The 22,622-nt window shown below is 35.3% G+C and carries 24 protein-coding genes; 10 read left to right on the forward strand and 14 right to left on the reverse strand.

All coding sequences use genetic code 11. From position 1 onward, the window contains the following. The first annotated feature begins 71 nt into the window (after positions 1 to 71). The 10 genes from DESAMIL20_RS08215 to folD are packed head-to-tail and all read left to right on the forward strand — an operon-like array spanning position 72 to position 8,883. Entirely contained in the window at positions 72 to 818 is a 747-nt protein-coding gene (locus tag DESAMIL20_RS08215; RefSeq protein ID WP_086034368.1) for an alpha/beta fold hydrolase, read from the forward strand. A gap of 57 nt (positions 819 to 875) precedes the next feature. Continuing rightward, on the forward strand, positions 876 to 2,570 hold the full coding sequence (gene ilvB / locus DESAMIL20_RS08220) for a biosynthetic-type acetolactate synthase large subunit (RefSeq protein ID WP_086034369.1): 1,695 nt from the start codon (positions 876 to 878) through the stop codon (positions 2,568 to 2,570). Between the two features lie 8 nt (positions 2,571 to 2,578). Then, positions 2,579 to 3,064: an acetolactate synthase small subunit gene (gene ilvN / locus DESAMIL20_RS08225; RefSeq protein WP_086034371.1), complete on the forward strand. Its 486-nt coding sequence runs from the start codon at positions 2,579 to 2,581 to the stop codon at positions 3,062 to 3,064. Positions 3,065 to 3,080: 16 nt separating this feature from the next. Next, positions 3,081 to 4,100 (forward strand): ketol-acid reductoisomerase, encoded by a 1,020-nt coding sequence (gene ilvC, locus DESAMIL20_RS08230; protein ID WP_086034372.1) that lies wholly within the window; start codon positions 3,081 to 3,083, stop codon positions 4,098 to 4,100. Further along, positions 4,100 to 4,732 carry a phosphatidylserine decarboxylase family protein gene (locus DESAMIL20_RS08235; protein ID WP_086034373.1) on the forward strand — a complete coding sequence of 211 codons (633 nt, stop codon included), beginning with the start codon at positions 4,100 to 4,102 and terminating at the stop codon, positions 4,730 to 4,732. The genes ilvC and DESAMIL20_RS08235 overlap by 1 nt, the downstream gene beginning before the upstream one ends. Then, positions 4,729 to 5,466: a CDP-diacylglycerol--serine O-phosphatidyltransferase gene (pssA, locus tag DESAMIL20_RS08240; protein WP_086034375.1), complete on the forward strand. Its 738-nt coding sequence runs from the start codon at positions 4,729 to 4,731 to the stop codon at positions 5,464 to 5,466. Before DESAMIL20_RS08235 ends, pssA begins: the two co-directional genes overlap by 4 nt. Continuing rightward, positions 5,438 to 6,955, forward strand: a complete 1,518-nt coding sequence (locus DESAMIL20_RS08245) for a 2-isopropylmalate synthase (protein ID WP_086034376.1) — start codon at positions 5,438 to 5,440, stop codon at positions 6,953 to 6,955. The genes pssA and DESAMIL20_RS08245 overlap by 29 nt, the downstream gene beginning before the upstream one ends. A 51-nt stretch (positions 6,956 to 7,006) precedes the next feature. Next, positions 7,007 to 7,183, forward strand: coding sequence for a hypothetical protein (locus DESAMIL20_RS10500; protein WP_158090563.1), 177 nt, complete (start codon positions 7,007 to 7,009; stop codon positions 7,181 to 7,183). Further along, positions 7,152 to 8,024 (forward strand): DNA integrity scanning protein DisA nucleotide-binding domain protein, encoded by an 873-nt coding sequence (locus DESAMIL20_RS08250; RefSeq protein ID WP_158090564.1) that lies wholly within the window; start codon positions 7,152 to 7,154, stop codon positions 8,022 to 8,024. Before DESAMIL20_RS10500 ends, DESAMIL20_RS08250 begins: the two co-directional genes overlap by 32 nt. Positions 8,025 to 8,034: 10 nt before the next feature. Then, entirely contained in the window at positions 8,035 to 8,883 is an 849-nt protein-coding gene (gene folD, locus DESAMIL20_RS08255) for a bifunctional methylenetetrahydrofolate dehydrogenase/methenyltetrahydrofolate cyclohydrolase FolD (RefSeq protein WP_086034380.1), read from the forward strand. Between the two features lies 1 nt (position 8,884). Here folD and DESAMIL20_RS08260 read toward each other — a convergent pair whose 3' ends face one another. The 14 genes from DESAMIL20_RS08260 to tsaA form a co-directional block, all read right to left on the reverse strand. Then, the gene (locus DESAMIL20_RS08260) at positions 8,885 to 9,433 is read right to left on the reverse strand and encodes a DUF805 domain-containing protein (protein WP_086034381.1); all 549 of its coding nucleotides are present in this window, start codon (positions 9,431 to 9,433) and stop codon (positions 8,885 to 8,887) included. A gap of 38 nt (positions 9,434 to 9,471) precedes the next feature. Next, entirely contained in the window at positions 9,472 to 10,659 is a 1,188-nt protein-coding gene (locus DESAMIL20_RS08265; RefSeq protein ID WP_086034382.1) for a nicotinamide-nucleotide amidohydrolase family protein, read from the reverse strand. Continuing rightward, positions 10,656 to 11,879 carry an MFS transporter gene (locus DESAMIL20_RS08270; protein ID WP_086034383.1) on the reverse strand — a complete coding sequence of 408 codons (1,224 nt, stop codon included), beginning with the start codon at positions 11,877 to 11,879 and terminating at the stop codon, positions 10,656 to 10,658. Before DESAMIL20_RS08270 ends, DESAMIL20_RS08265 begins: the two co-directional genes overlap by 4 nt. Positions 11,880 to 11,954: 75 nt before the next feature. Next, positions 11,955 to 12,782, reverse strand: a complete 828-nt coding sequence (locus DESAMIL20_RS08275; protein WP_086034384.1) for a tetratricopeptide repeat protein — start codon at positions 12,780 to 12,782, stop codon at positions 11,955 to 11,957. Beyond that, positions 12,775 to 14,658, reverse strand: coding sequence for a type II secretion system protein GspD (locus DESAMIL20_RS08280; RefSeq protein WP_086034385.1), 1,884 nt, complete (start codon positions 14,656 to 14,658; stop codon positions 12,775 to 12,777). The genes DESAMIL20_RS08275 and DESAMIL20_RS08280 overlap by 8 nt, the downstream gene beginning before the upstream one ends. Next, on the reverse strand, positions 14,642 to 15,049 hold the full coding sequence (locus DESAMIL20_RS08285) for a hypothetical protein (RefSeq protein WP_086034386.1): 408 nt from the start codon (positions 15,047 to 15,049) through the stop codon (positions 14,642 to 14,644). The genes DESAMIL20_RS08280 and DESAMIL20_RS08285 overlap by 17 nt, the downstream gene beginning before the upstream one ends. After that, positions 15,046 to 15,429 carry a hypothetical protein gene (locus DESAMIL20_RS08290; protein WP_086034387.1) on the reverse strand — a complete coding sequence of 128 codons (384 nt, stop codon included), beginning with the start codon at positions 15,427 to 15,429 and terminating at the stop codon, positions 15,046 to 15,048. Before DESAMIL20_RS08290 ends, DESAMIL20_RS08285 begins: the two co-directional genes overlap by 4 nt. After that, the gene (locus tag DESAMIL20_RS08295; protein WP_086034388.1) at positions 15,416 to 16,747 is read right to left on the reverse strand and encodes a hypothetical protein; all 1,332 of its coding nucleotides are present in this window, start codon (positions 16,745 to 16,747) and stop codon (positions 15,416 to 15,418) included. The genes DESAMIL20_RS08290 and DESAMIL20_RS08295 overlap by 14 nt, the downstream gene beginning before the upstream one ends. Next, the gene (locus tag DESAMIL20_RS08300) at positions 16,748 to 17,578 is read right to left on the reverse strand and encodes an ExeA family protein (protein ID WP_086034389.1); all 831 of its coding nucleotides are present in this window, start codon (positions 17,576 to 17,578) and stop codon (positions 16,748 to 16,750) included. Continuing rightward, positions 17,575 to 18,768 (reverse strand): type II secretion system F family protein, encoded by a 1,194-nt coding sequence (locus tag DESAMIL20_RS08305; protein WP_086034390.1) that lies wholly within the window; start codon positions 18,766 to 18,768, stop codon positions 17,575 to 17,577. The genes DESAMIL20_RS08300 and DESAMIL20_RS08305 overlap by 4 nt, the downstream gene beginning before the upstream one ends. Beyond that, positions 18,765 to 20,405 (reverse strand): GspE/PulE family protein, encoded by a 1,641-nt coding sequence (locus tag DESAMIL20_RS08310; protein ID WP_086034391.1) that lies wholly within the window; start codon positions 20,403 to 20,405, stop codon positions 18,765 to 18,767. The genes DESAMIL20_RS08305 and DESAMIL20_RS08310 overlap by 4 nt, the downstream gene beginning before the upstream one ends. Positions 20,406 to 20,408: 3 nt before the next feature. Further along, a complete protein-coding gene (locus DESAMIL20_RS08315) occupies positions 20,409 to 21,296 on the reverse strand; it encodes a type II secretion system protein (protein ID WP_086034392.1) in 888 nt (295 codons plus the stop codon). A gap of 102 nt (positions 21,297 to 21,398) precedes the next feature. After that, positions 21,399 to 22,130 carry a type II secretion system protein gene (locus DESAMIL20_RS08320; RefSeq protein WP_086034393.1) on the reverse strand — a complete coding sequence of 244 codons (732 nt, stop codon included), beginning with the start codon at positions 22,128 to 22,130 and terminating at the stop codon, positions 21,399 to 21,401. Between the two features lie 98 nt (positions 22,131 to 22,228). Continuing rightward, positions 22,229 to 22,615 carry a tRNA (N6-threonylcarbamoyladenosine(37)-N6)-methyltransferase TrmO gene (gene tsaA / locus DESAMIL20_RS08325; RefSeq protein ID WP_086034394.1) on the reverse strand — a complete coding sequence of 129 codons (387 nt, stop codon included), beginning with the start codon at positions 22,613 to 22,615 and terminating at the stop codon, positions 22,229 to 22,231. Positions 22,616 to 22,622: the final 7 nt, after the last annotated feature.

Raw genomic sequence — 22,622 nt, forward strand, 5'->3', positions numbered from 1 at the left:
TCTATTTTAAAATATCTTTCGGATTGATAAATCTCTAAAAATTGTTATATTTAGAAAAAAAGGAGTATGCTATGGAAAAACAAGTTTTTGTGGAAGGTTTCAAGATAGTATATGAAATAGAAAACCCTTCTCAAGCAAAGACAATTGTCTTTATACATGGGTCTGGTGCTACAAAGCTCACTTGGAAACATCAACTGCAAGCTCTGCTACCTAATTACACAAAAATTGCTCTTGATTTAATTGGTCATGGTGAGTCTAAAGGAAATGGTTACTCTTCCATTAAGGATTATGTCGAATTTATTAAGTCATTTATTGAAACTTTAGGTTTAAAAAATCTTGTGCTTTGCGGGCATTCCATGGGTGGGGCAATTGTTCAATTATTTAGCCTTGAATACCCTTCATTAATAGATGCAGTTATAATAGCTGGAAGCGGAGCAAAGCTCAAAGTTAACCAAGATATATTAGATGCAACGCTGAAAAGTTTGAACTATGGTTCGCAGTGGGCTTACTGTGAACATACCAAAAAAAAGCTGATTGATCAGGCAGAAAGCGATTTTTACCAAACCGATAAAATGGTCAGGTACAATGACTTTCTGGCATGCAATAGCTTTGATATAATGCAAAAGGTTATGCAAATTCAAAAACCAGCGCTAATTATTGTAGGTTCTTGCGATAAATTAACGCCAATGAAGTATGCTCAATACCTTAAAGACAGTATTGGACAGTCCAAACTAATAATTATACAAAATGCGGGCCATATGTCTATGTGGGAGCAACCCGATGATTTCAATCGAGCTATTTGCGACTTTTTACAATAATTTGCATTTTTTGTAATTTTCTGTATAATAGGTGCTTAATTTATACAAGGGGGAAATATGAGTGAAAAATTAAAAGGCGCAGAAATCTTTATCGAGTGCCTTAAAAAAGAAGGCGTCAAACATTTGTTTGGGATACCAGGTGGAGCAATCATTGACTTGCACGACGCTATTTACAAACAAAAAGACATAGAATTTATACTAACAAGGCATGAGCAAGGCGCTGTGCATATGGCAGATGGCTATGCACGAAGCACAGGCAAAGTTGGCGTTAGCTTAGTAACAAGTGGCCCTGGCGCAACAAATGCAGTAACCGGTATTGCAACAGCTTATATGGATTCTATCCCGCTTGTAGTTTTTACTGGACAGGTACCCACGCACTTAATAGGCAATGATGCTTTTCAGGAAGTGGATATAGTAGGCATCACAAGGTCTTGCACAAAGCACAATTTTTTAGTAAAAGATGTAAAAGATCTGGCTTACACAATAAAAAAAGCCTTTTATATAGCAAAAACAGGCAGACCTGGACCGGTTTTAGTTGATATACCAAAAGATGTTCAAACAGCTATGTATGAATTTGAGTATCCAGATGCAATACACCTAAGAAGCTATAACCCAACCTACCATGGCAACCCAAAGCAAATAAAAAAGGTGGCGAAGGTTATTGAGCAAGCAGAAAGACCTCTGTTGTATATTGGCGGTGGTGTTATAACTTCAAATGCACACAAAGAGGTATTGGAACTTGCCGAAAGATTGCAAATACCTGTCTTTATGACACTTATGGGTATTGGAGCTTTTCCTGGAGATCATTCACTAAGCCTTGGTATGGCTGGTATGCATGGTACTTATAAGGCTAACATGGCTATACAGTACTGCGATTTGTTAATTTCTATTGGCGCAAGGTTTGACGATAGGATTACCGGCAAAGTATCTGAGTTTGCACCAAATGCACAAATAATCCACATAGACATTGACCCCACAAGCATAAGCAAAAACATTCAGGTAGATTATCCTATTGTTGGGGATACGAAACTTGTTTTAAAAGAACTCTTATCAACGCTTAAAGATAACAATAAAATTGACCAAAATAGAGAAAAATGGTTGGATCTAATAAAGAAATGGGATAGTGAGCACCCCCTTTCATTTGAAGATTCAGATAAGATTATTAAACCTCAGTATGTTATAAAATTGTTAAATAAGCTAACAAAAGAAATAGATCCAATAGTCTCAACAGAAGTAGGCCAACACCAGATGTGGGCAGCCCAATTCTACAGTTTCAATAAACCAAGGAGATTTTTGACTTCTGGAGGCCTTGGCACAATGGGTTTTGGATTTCCAGCGGGCATCGGTGCAAGCTTTGCAAACCCAGACAAACAGGTATTTGTTATAGCAGGCGATGGTTCATTCCAGATGAACGAACAAGAATTAGCGGTTCTTGCAACATACAGGCTACAAACAAAAGTAATTATTTTAAACAATTCGTATTTAGGTATGGTTAGACAGTGGCAACAATTATTCTATGGCAGAAGATATGCAAATACCAATATTGAAGTTCAACCAGACTTTATAAAATTATCAGAAAGCTACGGCATAGGTGCAAAAAGAGTAGAAGACAAAAAAGATGTTGAGCAAGCACTAATCGAGATGATAGATTACAAAGGTCCATATATACTGGATATAAAAATTGAAAGAGAAGAGAATGTTTATCCTATGGTGCCAGGTGGAGCTCCACTTAGTGATATGATTTTAACTTAGGGGGAAAAATGAAAAGGATATTTTCTGTTATAGTAGAAAATGAAGCGGGCGTTTTATCGCGTATATCGAATCTCTTTAGTGCAAGAGGCTACAACATAGAAAGCCTTAACGTAGCGCCCATTAATGAGCTTAATCTATCAAGAATGACAATAGTAACAGAAGGCGACTTTAACATTTTAGAACAAATTGGCAAACAACTTAACAAACTCATTGATACAATAAAAGTAATTGAGTACGGCGATGATATGCCATATGTGGAAAGAGAGATGGCCCTAATAAAAATGCATACAGATTCTTCAACAAGGGCTGAAATTTTGCGCATAGTTGATATTTTTAGAGGGAAGATAGTTGACGTATCTCAAAATTCATATACAATAGAAGTAACTGGTAGCTCTGAAAAAATCAACGCGATATTAAATTTACTTGAGCCGTTAGGTATTAAAGAAATCGCAAGGACAGGAAAGGTTGCAATGTCAAGAGAATCAAAACAATAACATTTAGGAGGGATACATGTTAAACGTTTATTACGACAAAGATGCGGATTTATCTTTAATAAAATCCAAAAAAGTTGCTATTATAGGTTATGGATCGCAAGGTTATGCTCACTCTCATAACCTAAAGGACTCTGGTTGCGATGTGGTTGTAGGGTTAAAACAAGGCTCAAAAAGCTGGCAAAAGGCTGTAAATAATGGTCATAAAGTATTGCCAACAGCTGAGGCTTGCAAGTGGGCAGATGTTATTATGATATTAACGCCAGATGAAACTCAAAGCCAGTTATATAAAAGCGAAATTGAGGCAAACTTAAAAGAAGGCAACTATCTTGCGTTTGCTCATGGTTTTAATATCCATTACGGTCAAATTATACCACCAAGTAATATCAATGTCATGATGATTGCACCAAAGGGTCCTGGTCATTTGGTTAGAAGGGAGTACGAAAAAGGCATGGGTGTACCAATGCTTATTTCTGCTTATCAAGATTACTCTGGCAACACGCTTGCAATGTCACTGTCTTATGCTTGCGCAAATGGTGGCGGACGAGCTGGTGTTATACAAACAACCTTTAAAGATGAAACAGAAACGGATCTTTTTGGCGAGCAAGCAGTTCTTTGCGGTGGCTTAACCGCGCTTGTTAAAGCAGGTTTTGAAACCCTAGTTGAAGCTGGATATCCTCCAGAAATGGCTTATTTTGAAACCTTCCATGAAATGAAACTAATCGTTGATTTGATGTATGAAGGTGGCATCTCAGACATGAGGTATTCGATATCAAATACGGCAAAATACGGAGATGTTACAAGAGGGCCAATTGTAGTAGATGAGAATACAAAACAAAGAATGAAAAATATATTAAAACAGATTCAGGATGGCAGTTTTGCAAAAGAATGGATACTGGAAAACCAGTGTAATAGGCCAGTTTTTAATGCACTTCTCAAAAAAGATGAAAATCACGAAATAGAAATAGTAGGCAAAAAACTAAGAGCAATGATGCCCTGGATTGCAGCACAAAAATCCGTTAACAGAGACAAAAATTAATGAAAACGACAAAAAAAGATACAATCGCAAAAGAAGGCTATCCATTTATAGCCTCTTTTGCTCTTACCTCACTATTAACTAAAAACAAACTTTTAAAGGTAACACTGATCGCTGCTAGCGCATTTAGTACATACTTTTTTAGGAACCCAAAAAGGCACATCTACTACGAAGAAAACATGGTATTATCGCCTGCCGATGGTACTGTTGTTGAAATAGGCAAGGCATATGAAAGGTTTTTCTTTAAATCAGAAGCTAATAAAGTAAGCATCTTTATGTCAGTATTTAATGTGCATATCAATCTTGCTCCATTTAAAGGAGCCTGTCTGGATAAAATTTACAATAAAGGTTTATTTGTTAGCGCAAATAAACCAAAAGCTTCACTTGAAAATGAACAATGCGCCCTGCTTCTTGAAAATGAAAAGGGTCAAAAAATTGTTGTAGTGCAAATTGCTGGAATTATAGCAAGAAGGATCGTAACATACACAAAACCGCAAGACAAAGTTGAAGCAGGCGATATCATAGGCCTAATACGATTTGGATCAAGGCTGGACATTTATAGTCAACAAGAATTAAATTTAGCAGTTCACCTACACCAAAAAATAAAAGGTGGGGATTTAATAGGTTATCTATGAAACAAAAAAATGCACTTTACATTTTACCAAACCTGTTTACAACAGCCAATATGCTCTCTGGCTTCTACAGCATAATAAAGTCATATCAAGGTGACTACTTGAGTGCTGCCTGGCTTTTGGTACTGGCTGTATTGTTTGACAATTTAGACGGCAAAATCGCAAGGCTTACGCATTGCGAGAGTAAGTTTGGCGTTGAGTATGACTCATTGTCTGATCTTGTAAGTTTCGGCGTTGCCCCAGCGTTTTTGATGTACACTTTTGCTTTAAGCGACATGGGTCGCATAGGTATTATCGCTGCATCGCTATTTTTACTAACAGGTGCACTGCGTCTTGCACGCTTCAATGTGATTACGACAAAAACAATTGATTTTGTGGGTTTGCCTATACCAGGTGGAGCCATTATAATTTCAAGCATCATAATGTCTATTTTGCATTTTAATATTGATTACAAGGCTTACAAAGTATTCTTTCTCGTAAGTGTTTATGTTATCTCATTTTTGATGGTTAGTACAATAAAGTATAGAAGCTTTAAAAAAGTTAAATTAGAAGGTAAAATTTCTATTAGGTTTTTTGTTCTTATACTGCTCATTTTGTCCCTTGTAATCTATAAGCCTTATGTTTTTGTACCGTTAATCGGTATAACGTATGCGCTATCAGGACCAATAGAGTTAATAATAAAATTATTTAAAAAGAGGAGGTTTAACCATGAGCTCCAGGATAGTAAAAATATTTGACACAACACTAAGAGATGGCGAACAATCACCAGGTGCAAGTTTAAATATTGAGGAAAAAATCGCAATTGCAAAACAGCTTGAAAAATTAGGCGTTGATGTTATTGAAGCAGGATTCGCTGCAGCAAGCCCAGGGGATTTTGAAGCAATAAATACTATAGCAAAAACAATCAAAAACTCTACCATAGCTTCGCTTTCTCGAACAGTAAAGCCAGACATCGAAAAAGCGCTTGAAGCAATAAAACCAGCATCTCGCAAAAGACTACATACATTCATTGCAACAAGCCCCATACATGTAGAAAAGAAACTCAAAATGAGCTATGAGGCCGTATTGGAAGCAGCGGTAGAAGCTGTAAAATATGCAAGAAACGGATGTGAAGAAGTAGAGTTTTCGGCAGAAGATGCTACGCGCTCAGATTGGGATTATCTTTGCAAAGTGGTTGAAAGTGTCATTAATGCGGGCGCAAGCGTTGTTAATCTGCCAGATACAGTAGGATACACCACACCTGTAGAATATGCGGATCTTATAAAATACATAAAAAACAATGTGCCAAATATTGATAAAGCCGAAATTTCTGTACATTGCCACAATGATTTGGGCATGGCTGTTGCAAACTCCTTGTCTGCAGTGTTAGCTGGAGCAGACCAAATAGAGTGTACAATAAATGGCATAGGCGAACGTGCAGGTAATGCTTCATTGGAAGAAATCGTAATGGCTATTAAAATTAGAAACGATATATACAAAGTATCAACAAACATCAACACAAAAGAAATCTATCGCGCAAGTAGACTGGTAAGCAAACTAACGGGCATTGACATACAGCGCAACAAAGCCATAGTAGGCAAAAATGCCTTTGCGCATGAAGCAGGTATACATCAAGACGGCGTAATCAAAGAGAAAAGTACATACGAGATAATGAAGCCAGAAGATGTAGGTATTGACTCAAGCTCTTTAGTGCTTGGAAAACACTCTGGTAAACACGGCTTAGAAAAGAGGCTAATTGAGTTAGGCTATCAGTTAACCAAAGAACAAATAGAAGATATATTTGAAAAATTTAAAGTCCTTGCCGATAAGAAGAAAGAAGTATACGATGAAGACCTACATGCCCTTGTTGAAGATAAAATCAAATTCAGTCCATCTTTATACGAAATCGTAAGTCTGCAGGTTAGCTCTGGGACAAATATCACACCCACTGCTACTATAAAGCTCTCTAAAAATGGTGAGATTTTTGAAGATGCTGCATTAGGCGATGGGCCAGTAGATGCAGTTTACAAGGCACTGGAGCGCATTACATTCGTAAAAGGACAGCTAAAGTTTTATGAAATCAAATCCATAACAGAAAGCAGAGAAGCTTTAGGAGAAGCAATCGTAAAAGTGTACTTCGCCAACATTGACAAAAATATACTAGGCAGAGGCGTTGCTACGGATGTTATAGAAGCAAGCGCAAAAGCTTACTTGGATGCTATCAATAAAGCATTGATGTATATATAATTTTGCAGTTTAAAGCTTTGCAAAATTATATATCATGTGTATAATTAAAATATGGAAAATAAAAGTTGTCTTATTTGTGCGTGGAGAGAATTTTGCGCAAAAAAAGAAATCATGGAAAGCAGGTACTGCCCGGATTTTACTTTAGATGTTGCTTTTTTAAAAAAACAGAATGCAAAAGAGACAGAGAAGGGAGAAAATGACATCAATAAGCGAACAAATCCTAAATAATGCACTAAATATAATTGAGTCAGATAAAAGTATAAACTTGCTTGTATACTACAGTGATATAAAAAAGCTAGATATAGATGATTTTATAAAAAAAGATATAAAAAAAATAATCGTTTTTAAACGAGCAGAAATTGAAGAAGAAAATCACGACAAGTTGGAAAATTTTAATAACATGCCAAGTATTATTGTACCAAATATAATTTTTACACGAACAAATAAACTCAAAGTAGCAATAGTTATGGCTCTTGCGGTAAACATTTTATCTAAAGATTCAAAGCTAATAGCACTAACCGGTTTAAACAACATCGACAGCATGATATACCTAGAAATTGAAAAAGAAAAAGAACTGTTGCTATTTAGAGAAAATATAGATTTTGGTGAAATCATAAGGCCTGAAGTGTTTGAAAAAGTTCTTCGCATTGCGCTTGAGTTAGCTAACCAAGGCAGAGAAGGAAAATCGGTTGGTGCTTTGTTTGTTTTAGGAGATATTGAAAATATAAAACCATATATTAAACAAATGATTTTTAATCCTTTTAAGGGATATGACCAAAAAGAAAGAAACATTATGTTAGCAAACCTTGATGATACCGTAAAAGAATACAGCGTACTTGATGGTGCTTTTTTAATCAGCGGGGATGGTACACTAGAATCAGCAGGTGTGCATATTGCAGCCTCAGCCGATACTGCAGATTTACCCAAAGGTTTGGGCTCAAGACATATGGCAGCAGCTGCTATTACAAGCGTCTCAAATGCTATGAGCATAGTTGTCTCAGAATCCACAGGTGATGTTAGCGTTTTCAAAAATGGTAAACTCGTCACCCAGATAGAAAAAGCAATTTAAGGATTATAATATGGAAATATTAGATGGTAAAACGCTTGCAAATAAAATCAAAGCTCAAGCAAAAATAGAGATTGAACAATTAAAATCCAAAGGAATTATATCAGGTTTGGCAGTAATATTAGTTGGCAATAACCCAGCAAGCCAAGTATATGTAAACATGAAAACAAAAGCCTGCGAAGAAGTAGGCATATATTCAATAAACCACAGAATGCCAGAAGAAGTTAACGAAAAAGATTTGCTTTACGTGATAGACATGTTAAACAAAAATCCTTTAGTTAATGCAATTTTGGTGCAATTGCCGCTACCTAAAAAAATAGACGAAGAAAAAGTTATTGAGGCAATTGATCCTAGAAAAGACGTAGATGGCTTCCATCCATATAATATGGGTAAACTATCAAGAGGCCAGCCTTTTATATTCCCATGCACACCATACGGCATAATTAAGCTTTTTAAAGAATACAAGATCGAACTAAAAGGCAAAGATGTCTGTGTAGTAGGTGCGGGCAACATTACGGGAAAACCAATGTCTTATATGCTGCTTAATGAAAATGCCACTGTACAAATCTGTCACATATACACAAAAAACCTTAAAGAAAAAACAAAAGCCGCAGATATTATAATTAGCGCCACAGGAAAAGCCCACCTTATCAAAGAAGATATGGTTAAAGAGGGGGCAATTGTAGTGGATGTTGGCATTGCAAAAGTCAACGATAAAATTATAGGTGATGTAGATTTCGAAAATGTATCAAAAATTGCAAGTTTTATTACACCTGTTCCAGGCGGCGTAGGTCCTATGACAATTGCTATGCTTATAAGCAATACTGTATTTTTATCAAAACAGCAAAACAATATTATCTAACTCAAAGAGTGCGGGGTCCATATTTATTACTATCATTTGTGCCTTTTACAAAACCCAACACTATAAAAAGCCAAATATCTATGGCAAGGCATAATAGAGCTATTAATACTAAGACTGTAAAATTTTCTCCTTTTATATAATTATGTTCAAAAGCGCTAGAAATAAAGCCTAAAGAGAAAGTACATGCAAAAAACAAAACTGTTAACCAACCACTTTTGTTTACATCATGAAACCTCCTTGTTTGCAATGAAAGTGTTGGCAAAAGCAAAACAATTCTCCAAATCATTACAAATGTTGAGTATACTGCAATAAGCTCTGTGTATTCTGCAACTTTCAAAGCATGCAAGACAAGCGTAAGCAAAGTTAGTAAAATAACAAAAACAATTATATTGCCAAGATAAAACATCCAAAATTCTTTCCTTGGAGATCGGGTTTTAAAATCTAAAGAGCGCTTTACAACAAACCACCAAAACTTTAACGGATTATTAGATTTGTATAAGTTTTTTTCTTCTTGAGCTACTGACTCATTTTTTTCTTCCATATTATACATTAGCAAACCCCCTTAAAATTCACATTTGGCAACCAATGTTAAGCAAATAATTCATCATCATTTAAAAGTGCCAACCTGGCTAAATTTAGTGCATATTGAGAAATATAGAGTCGTGTATAATTGCGCTCACCCTGGTATATCTCTTTGAAAATCTTTACTTCATTTTTAAACATAATACCAATATAATGCAAACCTATGGGTTTTTCTTCACTGCCTCCCCCTGGGCCTGCTATGCCTGTATCGCATAATACAATATCAGCATTTGTAAGTTTTTTTGCGCCCAAAAGCATCTCTTTTGCTGTTTGCTCGCTAACGGCGCCATACAACTCAAGCGTCTGTTGTTTTACACCTAAAATATCCATTTTTGCTTGATTTGAATAGCTTACAACAGAGCCCAAACAATAATCAGATGAGCCAGCTACATTTACCAATCTAGAAACTATAAGCCCTCCTGTTGATGATTCTGCAGTAGCGATTGTTAGTTTTTTTTCTCTTAATAGTTTACCCAAAACCTCTTCCATTTCTAGATTATCGTCTGAATAAATATATTTTCCTAAAATTGACTTAATTTGATCTGAAACTGCATCTTGAACATATACATCTACGCCACAAGCTGAAACATTAATAAACGTACCCTTATAGTCTTTAACGAGGTTACTAACGTCGCTTTCTTTGATACCAAATGTCCTAAAAAGCTTAACTTCTCTAATCTTATCTCTATGACCTAAAGCATTTAAAGCATAATTTAGCATACTTTTAGCTTCTTGTGGTATACCAGGCAAAGCAATGACGATTTTATTGTTTTTCTCATAAAAAAAACCTATGGCTTTACCGAATTTGTTTGGTATAGGTTTTGAATTTGATAGTCTTAGTGCCATCCTTTTTCGCATTTGTGTTAGCTCAACATTGCGCGATTTGTAATCTTTTTTCAAAAAATCTAGCCAATCCTCATCATATACTAAAGGCTCATCCAAAGCAGTTGATAGAGCTTCGCGCGTTACATCATCAAATGTAGGACCAAGCCCGCCACTTACAACCAATATATCGCAAAACTCAAGCGCAAATTGCACGTTTTTGGTAATATCTATCTCGTCATCTTTACAAATATGAATAAAAACAACATCAAGCCCATGCTCAAACGCCATTTTTGCAAACATTGTAGAGTTTGTATCCTGTTTTGTACCTGTTGCAAACTCCGTGCCTGTAATTAAAATACCAATATTCATAATTTAGCCTCCTTTATATGCAAAATAAATCGCTTCAAATAGAACAAACAAACTAAAAGTCCAATAATTGAGCCGCTAAATACTGCAAATCTTATACCAACATAATTTGCAACTACACCACTAAATATACTACCAAAAGGTGTAACGCCAAGAAATACGAGGGAATAGATGCTCATTATGCGCCCTCTTAGCTCATTTGTTGACGACAGCTGCATCGTAGTATTAGATAATATAATATACCCAATAAGACAAAATCCGGCTGCAAATATTGATATACTTGCTTGCGTGTAATTTTTAGATAGTGCCATTAAAATTTGAAAAACATTCAATCCAAATGCATTTATTATCATTAATTTTAAATATGATACTTTTTTCGATAGATAAGCAATTAACATAGCTCCAAAAAATGAGCCAAGTCCCATATACGTCATAAGCATCCCAAAACCAATGGAATTTTGCTTTAGTGTGTATTTAGCCAAAAGTGGCACAAGAACGCTAAAATTCATGGCAAATATTGAAAGAATCGTCAACAAAACAACAATATCAAGCAAGACTTTATTTGCTTTTATGTACTCTAACAACTCTTTTAGACTGTCTTTTAGAGAACTTTTCTTTTTAGAAGGATCTCCGTTTATGTCAATAAAAAACAACCCCAAAACAAGTGGCACAAAACTCACTGCATTGGCATAAAAAGTAGCTTTGATGCCAATTTTTGCTATCATAATGCCAGCAATGGCAGGACCTACAATGCGTGCTAAGTTAAATATGGTTGAATTTAGCGCAATAGCGTTTGATAGATCCTGCTTGCCAACTAAGTCTATCATAAAAGACTGCCTTGCTGGCACATCAAATGTTTGAGCAAAACCCATAAGTGTGGTTAATATCAAAATTTCAGTGTAAGTTATAACATCAAGATTTGTAAGTATTGCTAAAATTAGAGAAAGCAGTGCCATTGAGCTTTGTGTTGCTATTACAATGTAGCGTTTTTTTACCCTATCTACAATATCACCTGCTATAATAGAAAAAAATAGTATCGGTATATACTGAAAAGCAACGACAAGTCCCAGCAAAAATGGTGAGTTTGTTAATTTCAAAACAAGCCAGGCCTGTCCTACAATTTGCATCCATGTGCCAATTGACGATACAATCTGGCCAAACCAAAATATTCTGAAATTTTTATACTTTAGAGAAGAAAAAGTTTGCGCTAAAACCCCAATAATATTCCCCTTTTGAAAGTTTTATAAAATGCAAAAATCTCACCTTTATTATATCAAAATATGGTCAAATAAAAAGTTTTACTTAGAATGAACTATATTGTAGATTATAGACTTTTGCTTTTCGCTAAATATTGCAGGATTTATAGTTTTTAGAATATCATCTAACTTTTCTAGTTCATTTAGCTTTTTGTAACAATATATGAGGTTTATATACGCAGCCACAGACTGCTGTTGCTTTATCGATTTTTGCAAAAGTTTTGCCGCCTGAGCGTATTTACCTTCTTTTATATAAATGGCTGCAAGGTCATTTAAAGCAAAAGAGTCTTCTTGAATGGACAAATATTGTTTAAGAAGCAATTTTGCTCTGTAATAATCACCACTTTCAAGACTACTGTTTATGCTAAGTGCCAAATTAGAAAGTTTTTCTCCCTTTTCTTGCTGATAGAGCAAAACACTTTTTAATTGCTCTTGTTTGGTAGAATTTGCAAGCGGCCGTTTATTAGTGCCTTCATTGCTTGAATTTTCAGCAATCGAGTGTGATTGAATTGTAGCGTTTGATTGATTATTTTGTGGGCTTAGTTTTAAATTGATATTTTTGATTTTTGTTTTAACAATTTGAGTCGAGTTTGTTGAAACAGTTGCATTTGAGAGAGTTGTTGAGTTTGTAGCGTTTGTTTTGTTTAGTGTGGAAATTTTTATTGTATGCGCGTTTTTTTGAGTTGGGCTTGTTGGGCTTGGGCCAATTAAATTTGAAATATGTATGAGCAAACTGCCAATCAAGATAGATACAAAAAATAACGCAAACCATTTTATATTTTTCTTGTTTGGTTTTTTATTGAAGTTATTGGCGCTAGGGGGCCTCTTTGATTGCTCTAATCGCTTCAGCGCATCGTAGAGTTTACTCATTTTTTAAGATTACAGGCTTTATTAATATTACAAGTTCAACATTGCTTATGGATTCATTATTTTGCTTAAACAAGTTTCCTACAATAGGTATATCACCAAGCAAAGGCACACGGGTATTCGATTTGCTTATTTGCTTGCTTATAAGGCCACCTATTACTATCATCTGGTCACTTTTGGCTGAAATTTGAGTTGTAGCTTCTTCTAAATTTACCTGTGGGAGCGTATATGAATTTTGACCAATTGTAGTTGGCGTTAGGCTCAAAAGAGTGCTTTTAATAGGTGTAATACTTAAATTAACCATATTTGTCGAATTATTAATGTATGGGATAACACCCAACATAACCCCATCAAATACGCTGTTTAAATTGACAGTAGGCTGCGTTGTGGAAGTACCACCTGCTACAGTTGTAGTGGTAACCTGCACAGACTGAATGTAGGAAATGCTTTTTCCTACGCTGATTAATGCAGGCTGACCATTTGTAACCAAAATACGCGGGTTTGATATAATCTTTACATTGCCGTATTGGGCTAGCGCATTTAACAGCACACCAAAGTTGTTTGTATTAAATGTGGCAGCTATACCTGTGGGCATATTGCTTCCATTTGTTGCAACACCTGCAGCTGTACCAAAAACACCTGGACTAAAGGGAAATGTTTGAGCATAAATTTGTGGTGGATAATTTGAATTTGAATTTGATGTAAGAGCATTTAAAGAATTTTCTGGTATATTGGATAGATTTTGCTGCACTGTAAAATGACCGTTTGCCGCTCTAAAGAGGGCGTTCCAGTTAATCCCATAGCTTGATGAATCGTTTAAGTCTACTTCAACAATTTTTACTTCCAATAATACTTGAGAGTTATAATGAGATTTTAAATTTTGTATATATTTTGATATTAAGTTTAAATTTTCTTCTTTGTCTCTTATCAACAAAAGACCAATAGATGGATCAAGTGAGTATTTGCCTTCTTTAGAAAGCATTGCTTTAAGAGTGTTTTCTATCTGAGCATAAATGTCTGTTGAAGATGTGCCTATTGAGTCTGTAATTTTAAATTCTCCAGTCAGTGGCGTTGAAGTAGACCCACCTGTTGCACTTGCTGCAGATTGGCTTGCACTGCCTAGTACATCTCCGCCAACACTTATATTTGCCTGTTTTTTCGAAGCTATAAAGTTTAAATAAAACATCTTTGTGCCAAATTCTTTTACATAAAGCGTCTTGCCTTTTATTTCGTAAACTAAATTTAAAGATTGCGATAGTGCATCAAGCGCTTCTTTAATGGGTGTATGCTTAAACGATACAGTAACCAGGGGCACATAGTAAATTTGCTGCTGATTTTGCTGATTTTGAGCTTGTGGAGCCTGTTGAATGTTAGCTGGCTGTGTTTGGGGAGTTTTTACAATGTTAGGCGCGTGCGTAGTTTGCACAGAGTTAGGGTTTTGAGGTAAAGTTGGGTTTAGGCCAACAAATTGCGGTGAGTACAAAGCACCTGGGTTTGAGCTGTAAGGTGGATTTTGATTATATGGATTATAAGGATTGTAAGGAGCTTGGTAATATGGCTCGCGCTGCATATTGGGTGTTTTTGGTTTTTGCGTAATGCTTTCTAAGTTTGAATCGATAACCAAATTAAGTCCTGCAACCTTTGCTATTGTATAGTAAACATCCTTAAAGTCTGCGTCTTTTACAATTAAGCTGATATACTGAGTATTAGCTGGCGAAACTGTTTCAAATTGAGGCTCATATGAAACTACGTTTTGTTGAGGCACACTTGCGTTTTGCGTCTCTGATTTAATACTGAAATCATTTTTTGCAATCTCTTTGCTTGTAGCGCACGAAGACAGCAAAAAACACAAAAACATATACTTAAGGTATTTTGACATAAAGTGTTTGCCTCCCTATGGGTGTTTGCAAGATAACATAATCGCTGCCAATTTTCAAGACTTTAAAATCCTTTGAACTATCACCACTTCTATAAAACCTGCCATCTAAAAAACAAAAATATCCTGATTTATCCTTTGATATAATAGTTAGCTGCGGCATATCAAACTCTTGAGTAGCGTTTTGAAATAAATCATTCTTGTTTATAAGAAATACCTCTTTAGGCTCAATATTGATTTGCTTTTGAGTCTTTATACCCTCAATATTTAAATTTTCAATACCACTTAGGCTTTGCGGGATAGAAATATTGTAAGGCTTTTGCTTGATAGGCCAAGCCAAACCAAGTAGTATAATTAAAAAAGGCACATAAACAATAATATAGTTTGACTTCATAATCCTATCTTGATCCCCTCAATAGTGCAATTTAGCGTGTTGTTCCCAGATTGAACTTTTGCGTTTTTTACAACAACTATACCAGAACCATAAAGGCTATCTATTTGCCCAATTAGCTCTTTTAAGCTATTGCTTGATAGATTTATCTTAAAATTTGTTTTAACATTAGTATCAATGCTGTGAACTAAAGACTCATCTTTTTTTAAAATATTTAATTTTCCCCTTATGGTATTGATTTTAGCATTGCAAGACAGTAGTGAAACTTGAGACTGATTTAGCATATTTAGTTTAACTACAGTATACCTATAAAATATTATAGAAAAACTCGCAAAAAAAGACGCAATCAAAACAACCAATAAGCCCTTTTTAAAATGATACATTTTTGTCCTCAAGGTTCACATCAAATAACAATTTACCGTCTAAATAGTAAAAATTAGACAACTCAATATTATATTTGTTTGAAACTTCTCTCAAAAAAGTATTAAACTCGCTTTTTGTTTTATCTAAAGTACCAAAAACAACGCCTTTTATATTAACAGAATACTCAAAAGACCCAAGTGTTTGATTTGATGTGGCGTTTTGCGCATCTGGAAATTTGCTGTTTGTAAAACTTGCTTCTATAAAATACAAATTTGGCAGTTTGTATGTGGAAAGATCTGCTAGAATGTAGCTTAGTTTTGGTGTTTTTGAGATTTGTGCATAGAGGTTGACACTATTTTGCATGCTTGTAGCGTTTATATTTGTGTTAATAGAGCCAATATTTTGCTTAAAATCAGTCAAGGTATCATTGAGCTTTTCTGTCAAACCCAAAATCTTGAAATAGTTTGAAAATCCTGCAAATAAAACAAACAAGCCCACAACAAATACAATAGCTGCAAGTCGAATAGCATTTCTTGTATGCTTAAATAATAAATAATTACTTTGATGTTTTGGTGTTAAAAAATTTATGTCGTTTTTATAAAGCAATCCCAATACTCCAATGTAATCTAAAATCTGATCTTGGGACAAATTGCCAATTTTAAAAGCAGGCTGCTGCACATTAATACTAGCTTCATGCAAGCTATCTTGTAACTGGCTAGATCCTAAAAAGTATATGTTTTTTATTTTGTGTTGGGCTAAAGTACCTTGCGTAAATTGAATTAGCTCTTGAGCTTCAACTCCAAAGCCTTCTTTGCGTATAGTTTTTGTACTTAGCAGCCTATCGTTGTCAAACGCAATAGCTTTTATAAAGTCATCATTTTCTATAATAGCCAAAGCTGGCAAATCGTCAGTATAATTAGCGCAAAACAAATTTTTAATTGCTATTTCATCCGGCACGCACTGCTTAATTACACAGTCTAGATTATCTATAAAGTCAAAACTGTCTTTGCCTACAGCTACATAGTAATATGTAGCTTTTGTTTTATCAATTTGTTTAAGTTTTTTAAAACTTACTTCAAAATCCCTACCAAAAATACCAAAATTGTTTACTGCATTTTTTATTGCTGTATAGGTTGCAAGTTTTGATAGACTGACAAAATCACCCGCATCCACATATAAATTAGCTTCAAACGATACGCTTATTATATCTTTTGCGCTAATAGCTTGAGAGAGGGTTTCTATGTCTATCTCTTTAATATCTAATACTTGAAAAGTAGGTTTATTTTTAAAAGAAACTATTCTAAAGCCTTTTTTTGAACAATACAGAAATTTTTCCATTTAAAACCCAAACCTAAGTTTTATATTCAAGCTTTGCAAAGCTTCCTTGACTATAGCAAAATTTATTTGATTTGTATTGAGCGAATATGCTATAAAAAGTGTCCTTGAACAAATAGTATTAATAAGCCTTGGTATGCCGCTTGAGCTTCTAATAATGGTTTTTAGCGCCACATTAGTAAAAGACAGATCGCCTTTTTGGACTTTTGATAATCTAAACAAAACATAATGCAAAGCCTCAGCTGTAGATAACTGATCTAATGACTCATAAACGCTTATGCGCTGCCTTAATTGGCGTAAAGCATAGCTTGAGAGTTTTTTGTCAAACTCGGGCTGGCCCACAAGCAAAATTTGCATCAATTTAGTTTTTGTGGTTTCTATATTTGATAACAGCCTTAATTGCTCAAGCGTCTCATTGGGCAAGTCCTGCGCTTCATCAATAATAATGGCTAATTTTTTTTTCTTTTGAGAAAGCTCCAAAAGGTAGTCTTGAAACTGCCTCAAAAGCACTTCAAGGTTAAGATCGCTGTCAATGTGAACACCCAAATCAGCCAAAATTGCCAAAACAAGCTCTTTTGGCTGCAAAATTGGCGAGATTAGCACTGCCGTTTCAAAATTCTGCAGGAAATTTTCAAGCAACATCCTAACAAGCATCGTTTTGCCGCATCCTACCTCTCCCACAACTGCTGCAAAAGCTTCGCTTGAGTTAAAAAAATACTTTAATACTTCAAGTACCTGCGTATGAGACTTGCTTGGGAAGTAAAAATCCAAATCAGGCGTCAGCCTAAATGGATTATCACTTAACTTAAAAAAATCAAGCACTTCTTGATTCACCTAACTGCTCCCATTCTTGATACAAGTTGATATACAGGTACAATTAAAGCAAGTACAATGATAAAAAAGAATACGCCAGCTATAGTAAGCACTATTGGTTCTATAGTTTTTTCCATTACCTCAACCATACGATTAACTTTCATATAGTATGAGTTTGCAATATAGCTCATCTGTTTATCAAGCTCGCCTGTCTTTTCACCTGCTGATATCATTCTTACTATAAATGGTTCAAATATTTTGTTTTGTCTAAATGATTCACTTAAACCCAGACCATTTTTTATACTTGCATTTGTATTTTCCAGTGCAAGCCTAAATACAAGGTTTTTAAAAGTCATTTTTATTATATCAAGCGAGTTCGTAATAGATACACCCACACGCAAAAGCAACGCTTCATACTCAAAGAAAAAAGCTAAATTGCTTGTCAAAATTAAAGTGCCAAATATAGGCAATTTGTAAACTATTTTGCCCAATAAAATCTTGCCCTTTTCATTTATTCTCAAACCTATAATAAAAGCGACAATCAAACCGAAAATTACAGGAAAAACCCAATAGTAGTGATTTAAAAAAGCCACAGTTTTTATAAGCAAAACTGTAGGCAAAGGCAGTTTTAACCCCATTGTGCTAAATACGGCAGTTAATTTTGGCAAAACATAAAAAAGCCAAAACGCAGCAGCTCCAAACATAGATACGCTTACGAACAAAGGGTACATAAGGGCCCGCTTTGTATTTGATACAATATCATCGATTTTTTGCAAATGCAAGCTCGCATCTTTTAAAACGCTTGAAAGCGCACCTGTTTCTTCGCCTATTCGAACTAGATGTACAACTACATCTGGAAAAGTTTTGTGCCGCTTTAGTGCATCGGAAAAACTCATACCGTTTCTTATATCAAAAATAATCTCTTCTGTTATAAGCCTAAAGCGCTTGTTTTTTGTATTTAACGCAAACTCATCCAGTGCTTCAAGCAGCGATATACCGCCACCAACCATCAGGGATATATTGTTGCAAAACTCTATAATTTCTTTGCGCTTAACTTTTGGCTCAAAAAATGAAAATCTCACAGGCTTTAATTTTACTGGTATTAAATTATCCCTTTCTATTCTAGACAATAGAGCTTCTTGCGACGGGCTTGTTATAATTCGCACTATTAAGTTGCCTTCATTATCAATAGCCCAAATTTTATATTTCATCTGCCAAATACCCTTATGACTTCTTCTATATCTGTAATACCATCTATAACTTTCTTTTTTGCATCGTCTAAGAGTGTCCTCATACCGCTTTCATAAGCTTCTTTTTCTATTTTATAAAGTGGCTCATCTTGAGCAATAAGATTTCTTATAGTGTCATTTATAGATAAAATCTGAGAAACAACAGTTCGGCCAATATAGCCTGTAAAATTGCATTTTGGACAACCGTGTTTTTTGTATATTTTGATAGGTTTATCAATGCTTAAAAACTCCATATCGTCCCTTGAAGTTTCAACTTCTTCTTTGCAAAATGGACATAACTTTCTAACGAGCCTCTGGGCAACTATAGCTACCAGTGAACTTGCAATCAAAAAGCTGTCTGCACCTAAGTCTTTTAATCGTGGGATGATGCCTATGCAGTCATTTGCATGAATCGTAGAAAGCACTAAATGGCCCGTCATCGAAGCCCTAATAGCCATCTGAGCGGTCTTTGAATCGCGTATCTCACCAATAAGCATTACATCTGGATCCTGCCTCATAAAAGATACAATAGCGCTTGAAAAATCATACCCTGCAAGCTCGTTTACCTGCGTTTGACGTGCCATTGGGTATTTGTACTCAATTGGGTCTTCTACAGTCATTATGTTTTTTTCTAAAGCGTTTATGCGGCGCAGTGCTGCATAAAGCGTGGTTGTTTTTCCACTGCCTGTTGGACCACTTATGAGTATTATACCGTATGGTTTGGAAAAAGCTATTTCTAATTTTGCAAGGTCTTTGCTGTCAAAACCCAGATTGGGCATAGAATACAAACTAGCGCTTGCCCCAAGTATGCGGATAGCTACATTTTCACCGTAAATCGTGCGCACAGTTGAGACTCTCATATCGTAAACTTTACCCAAAAACTCAAAACTTATGCGCCCATCCTGCGGTTTTCTCTGCTCTGATATATCCATACCAGCTCTTACTTTTATGTTTGAAATAAAACGGCTTGTAATGCTATATGGCATAGAATACATAAGCTGCAATACACCATCAATGCGAAAATGCACATGCAGACTTTTATCCGTAGGCGTTATATGAATATCGCTTGAGCGCATATTAAGAGCCAATATAAAAATTGAGCGCGTAAAGTCTTCCATGTTTATATCTGTGTTTGGATTTGCTTTAATGGCATTAATAACGTGCTCTATATCTTGTTCAATGGGGTGTTCTAGAAGATAGTAGTTGGTTTCAATCGCTTCTTGAATGTCGCTTTGACTTGCAATATAAAAATTTGGCTTTAGGTTTGTTAGCCTTGATATCAAATCAAATAAGCGCTCATTATCTGGGTTTGCAATTGCAACATTTAACGTATTGTCTTTTTTTTCAAAAGCAAATACCTTTTGCTGCCTGCAAAAATTTAAGTTTATAAGCCTCATTGCGCTTGTATCTGGCTTAATTTCTTTTATATCGATAAACGGCAGATTAAATTGCTCTGATAGGCTTTGAGCGATTTCTCTATCTGTTACAATACCCAGCCTAACTAAAACTTCGCCTAATAGTTCGCCTGTGGCTTTTTGTTCTTTTAGTGCAAACTTTATATGTTCATCGTTAATATAGTCGTCATCTTTTAATAACTCACCTAAGCGTTTTTTAGTCATAGGTTATTGACAATAGTTTGTGTAAAAATTTGGATTTTTGCATGCTTGAGAACAGCCACCAAACCATAATGCATTGAACCAGCAAGAAATATTTGTAGATGGATTGCAACTTGATATGCACTGCTGAAAGTAAGGATTTTGGTTTGGGTTTGAATTTCCTGAGCTTGTGTTTGAATTTGACTGAGAATTTGAAGTCAATGTGCAACTTGTTCCAGTGCAACTACCAGAATAACTATAATTAGAGCAAAACTGACCTATAGCATTTGTTATAGGAAGAGCCATAGCCATATCATCGTAGTTTTGAGACAATGGATACTGCTGCGACGCAAAAACACCATTTGAGCCTGTGATTGTGTTTGGGGCATCAAGCTTGTTGTTTGCACCGCTTGAAATTAAAACAAATACATCGGGTGTATAGGTTGTTCGGTTTGAGTTGTTTATAGTGCGCGTATCAGAAGCATTCAAGTTAGGGTTTTGATTGTAGTAGTAGTTTAGTGCATACAGCACAGCACAAAAGTTATTTATGCTACTTGTACTTGTAAGGCTCATATTTTGTGCACTTGTACCATTAATTGATATATTAAGTGCCCTGTTGTTTACAGCATAGTAAAATGTATTGCCGTATGCGTCCTTTTGTAAACCACCAATAGCTATGTAGCCAATGTTTTGAGACTGTGCTGTGCCGTTTGTATTAGAGCTTGCAAGGGGTGCTTTGCCGTTTGCCATAATATAGCCAATAAGCGCATTGTAGTTTTGGTTTATAAGACTCTGATTTTGTGTGTACTTTTGCTGGTTTATAAGCCCGGGCAGTAAACTAACACCCACACCAATTAACAAACCAATTATAACGAGCACTATAGCAAGCTCAATGAGAGTAAAGCCTTTTTTCATATATCTACAAAACCAAAAAATAAAAAATCTTTCAAAGGTTTTTGTAAAAAATAGCCAAAAAATGCAAGGCTTTGCACAAAGCCTTGCATAAAAATTACAATATTAATTTATCGGCTGTTGGTTGTAGAAGTAGACTAATGTATAGCCAGTACTGCCTACAATGCTTGTATTATTAGTATTAGGATCCACGCAAATATCACTAAAAGAATTAGTATTATTAGTATACACACCCTTATTTGTAATCCTTACATCGTAAGCGTTTGTTTGTATAGCGGGAGTACTGGTTAACTCAGTTGCTAATGAAGTATTATAAGTAAGAGGTATATTTACATTTAACATCCTTACATTACCAGTTTTCCAGTTGTTCGCGCTGCCTCCATCGATCCTGCTTTTTAGATAATAAGCATAGGCAATATCAGCTTGCGTCCAAGCTCTTGCTCTATTCGGCACACCAGCAGCACTTACATTAACGGGCTTAATTACTATCACAGGGTAGTTTACACCGTTATTTGAAAGAAAACCCAATGCCACTGCAAAGTTATTTGAGCCTTTTGTAAATGGGTTAGCAATGTCTAATACCCCATTTATACCAGCTTGATACATTTGATAAAGTGGACCTTTAGTACCTGCTACGCTTGGAAACTGCCCTGTCCTATCGTAATAAGTCATAGCCGCCACCTGCGTTTTCTGAACCGGGTTTGTTACAAAATTTAGCATCCTTGCATTTTGAATTAAATCCTCACCTTTTAATACCGCCGCAATGATTAAACCAATAACCACCAATACTATTGCAAGCTCAATTAGCGTAAAACCTGCGTTTTTTGAGCGCCTCATATATACCTCCACTTATTTAAAATAAACATATTGTTATTATCGAAAAAAACACTATAATTGTCAAGTTTTTTGTGAAATTTTTTTGTAAGTATAGGTAATTAAATCCATTGTGCTTTTATGTCCAAAATAGGCGTGCCTGGTATCATATCACAGTTGTCAATTTTTATAAAATCTTCACCTACTTCTAATATGGCTACATTGGATACTCCAATGTGGTTTGGCCTTTTTGGTGAGTGCGTTGCAAAAACACCATATTGAGCTTTATTAGGGTTATTGTGAGGCGGTGTTGCAATCAAGCTAAAATCATTAAACTTATGAAAGTAGAACAATACCATTATAGACTTAAATTCATTTAACCGGAAAAGACCCTGCTTATATTCATCAAAAATGTGAATAATACCTGTAGTTTTTTGCTTTTGACCAATTTCAAAATTTGACTCTACCCATCCTATGGGCTCTATTTTAATGACTAAATCTTCAAACATAACTACC

This window comes from Desulfurella amilsii (genome assembly GCF_002119425.1).
GTDB lineage: Bacteria > Campylobacterota_A > Desulfurellia > Desulfurellales > Desulfurellaceae > Desulfurella > Desulfurella amilsii.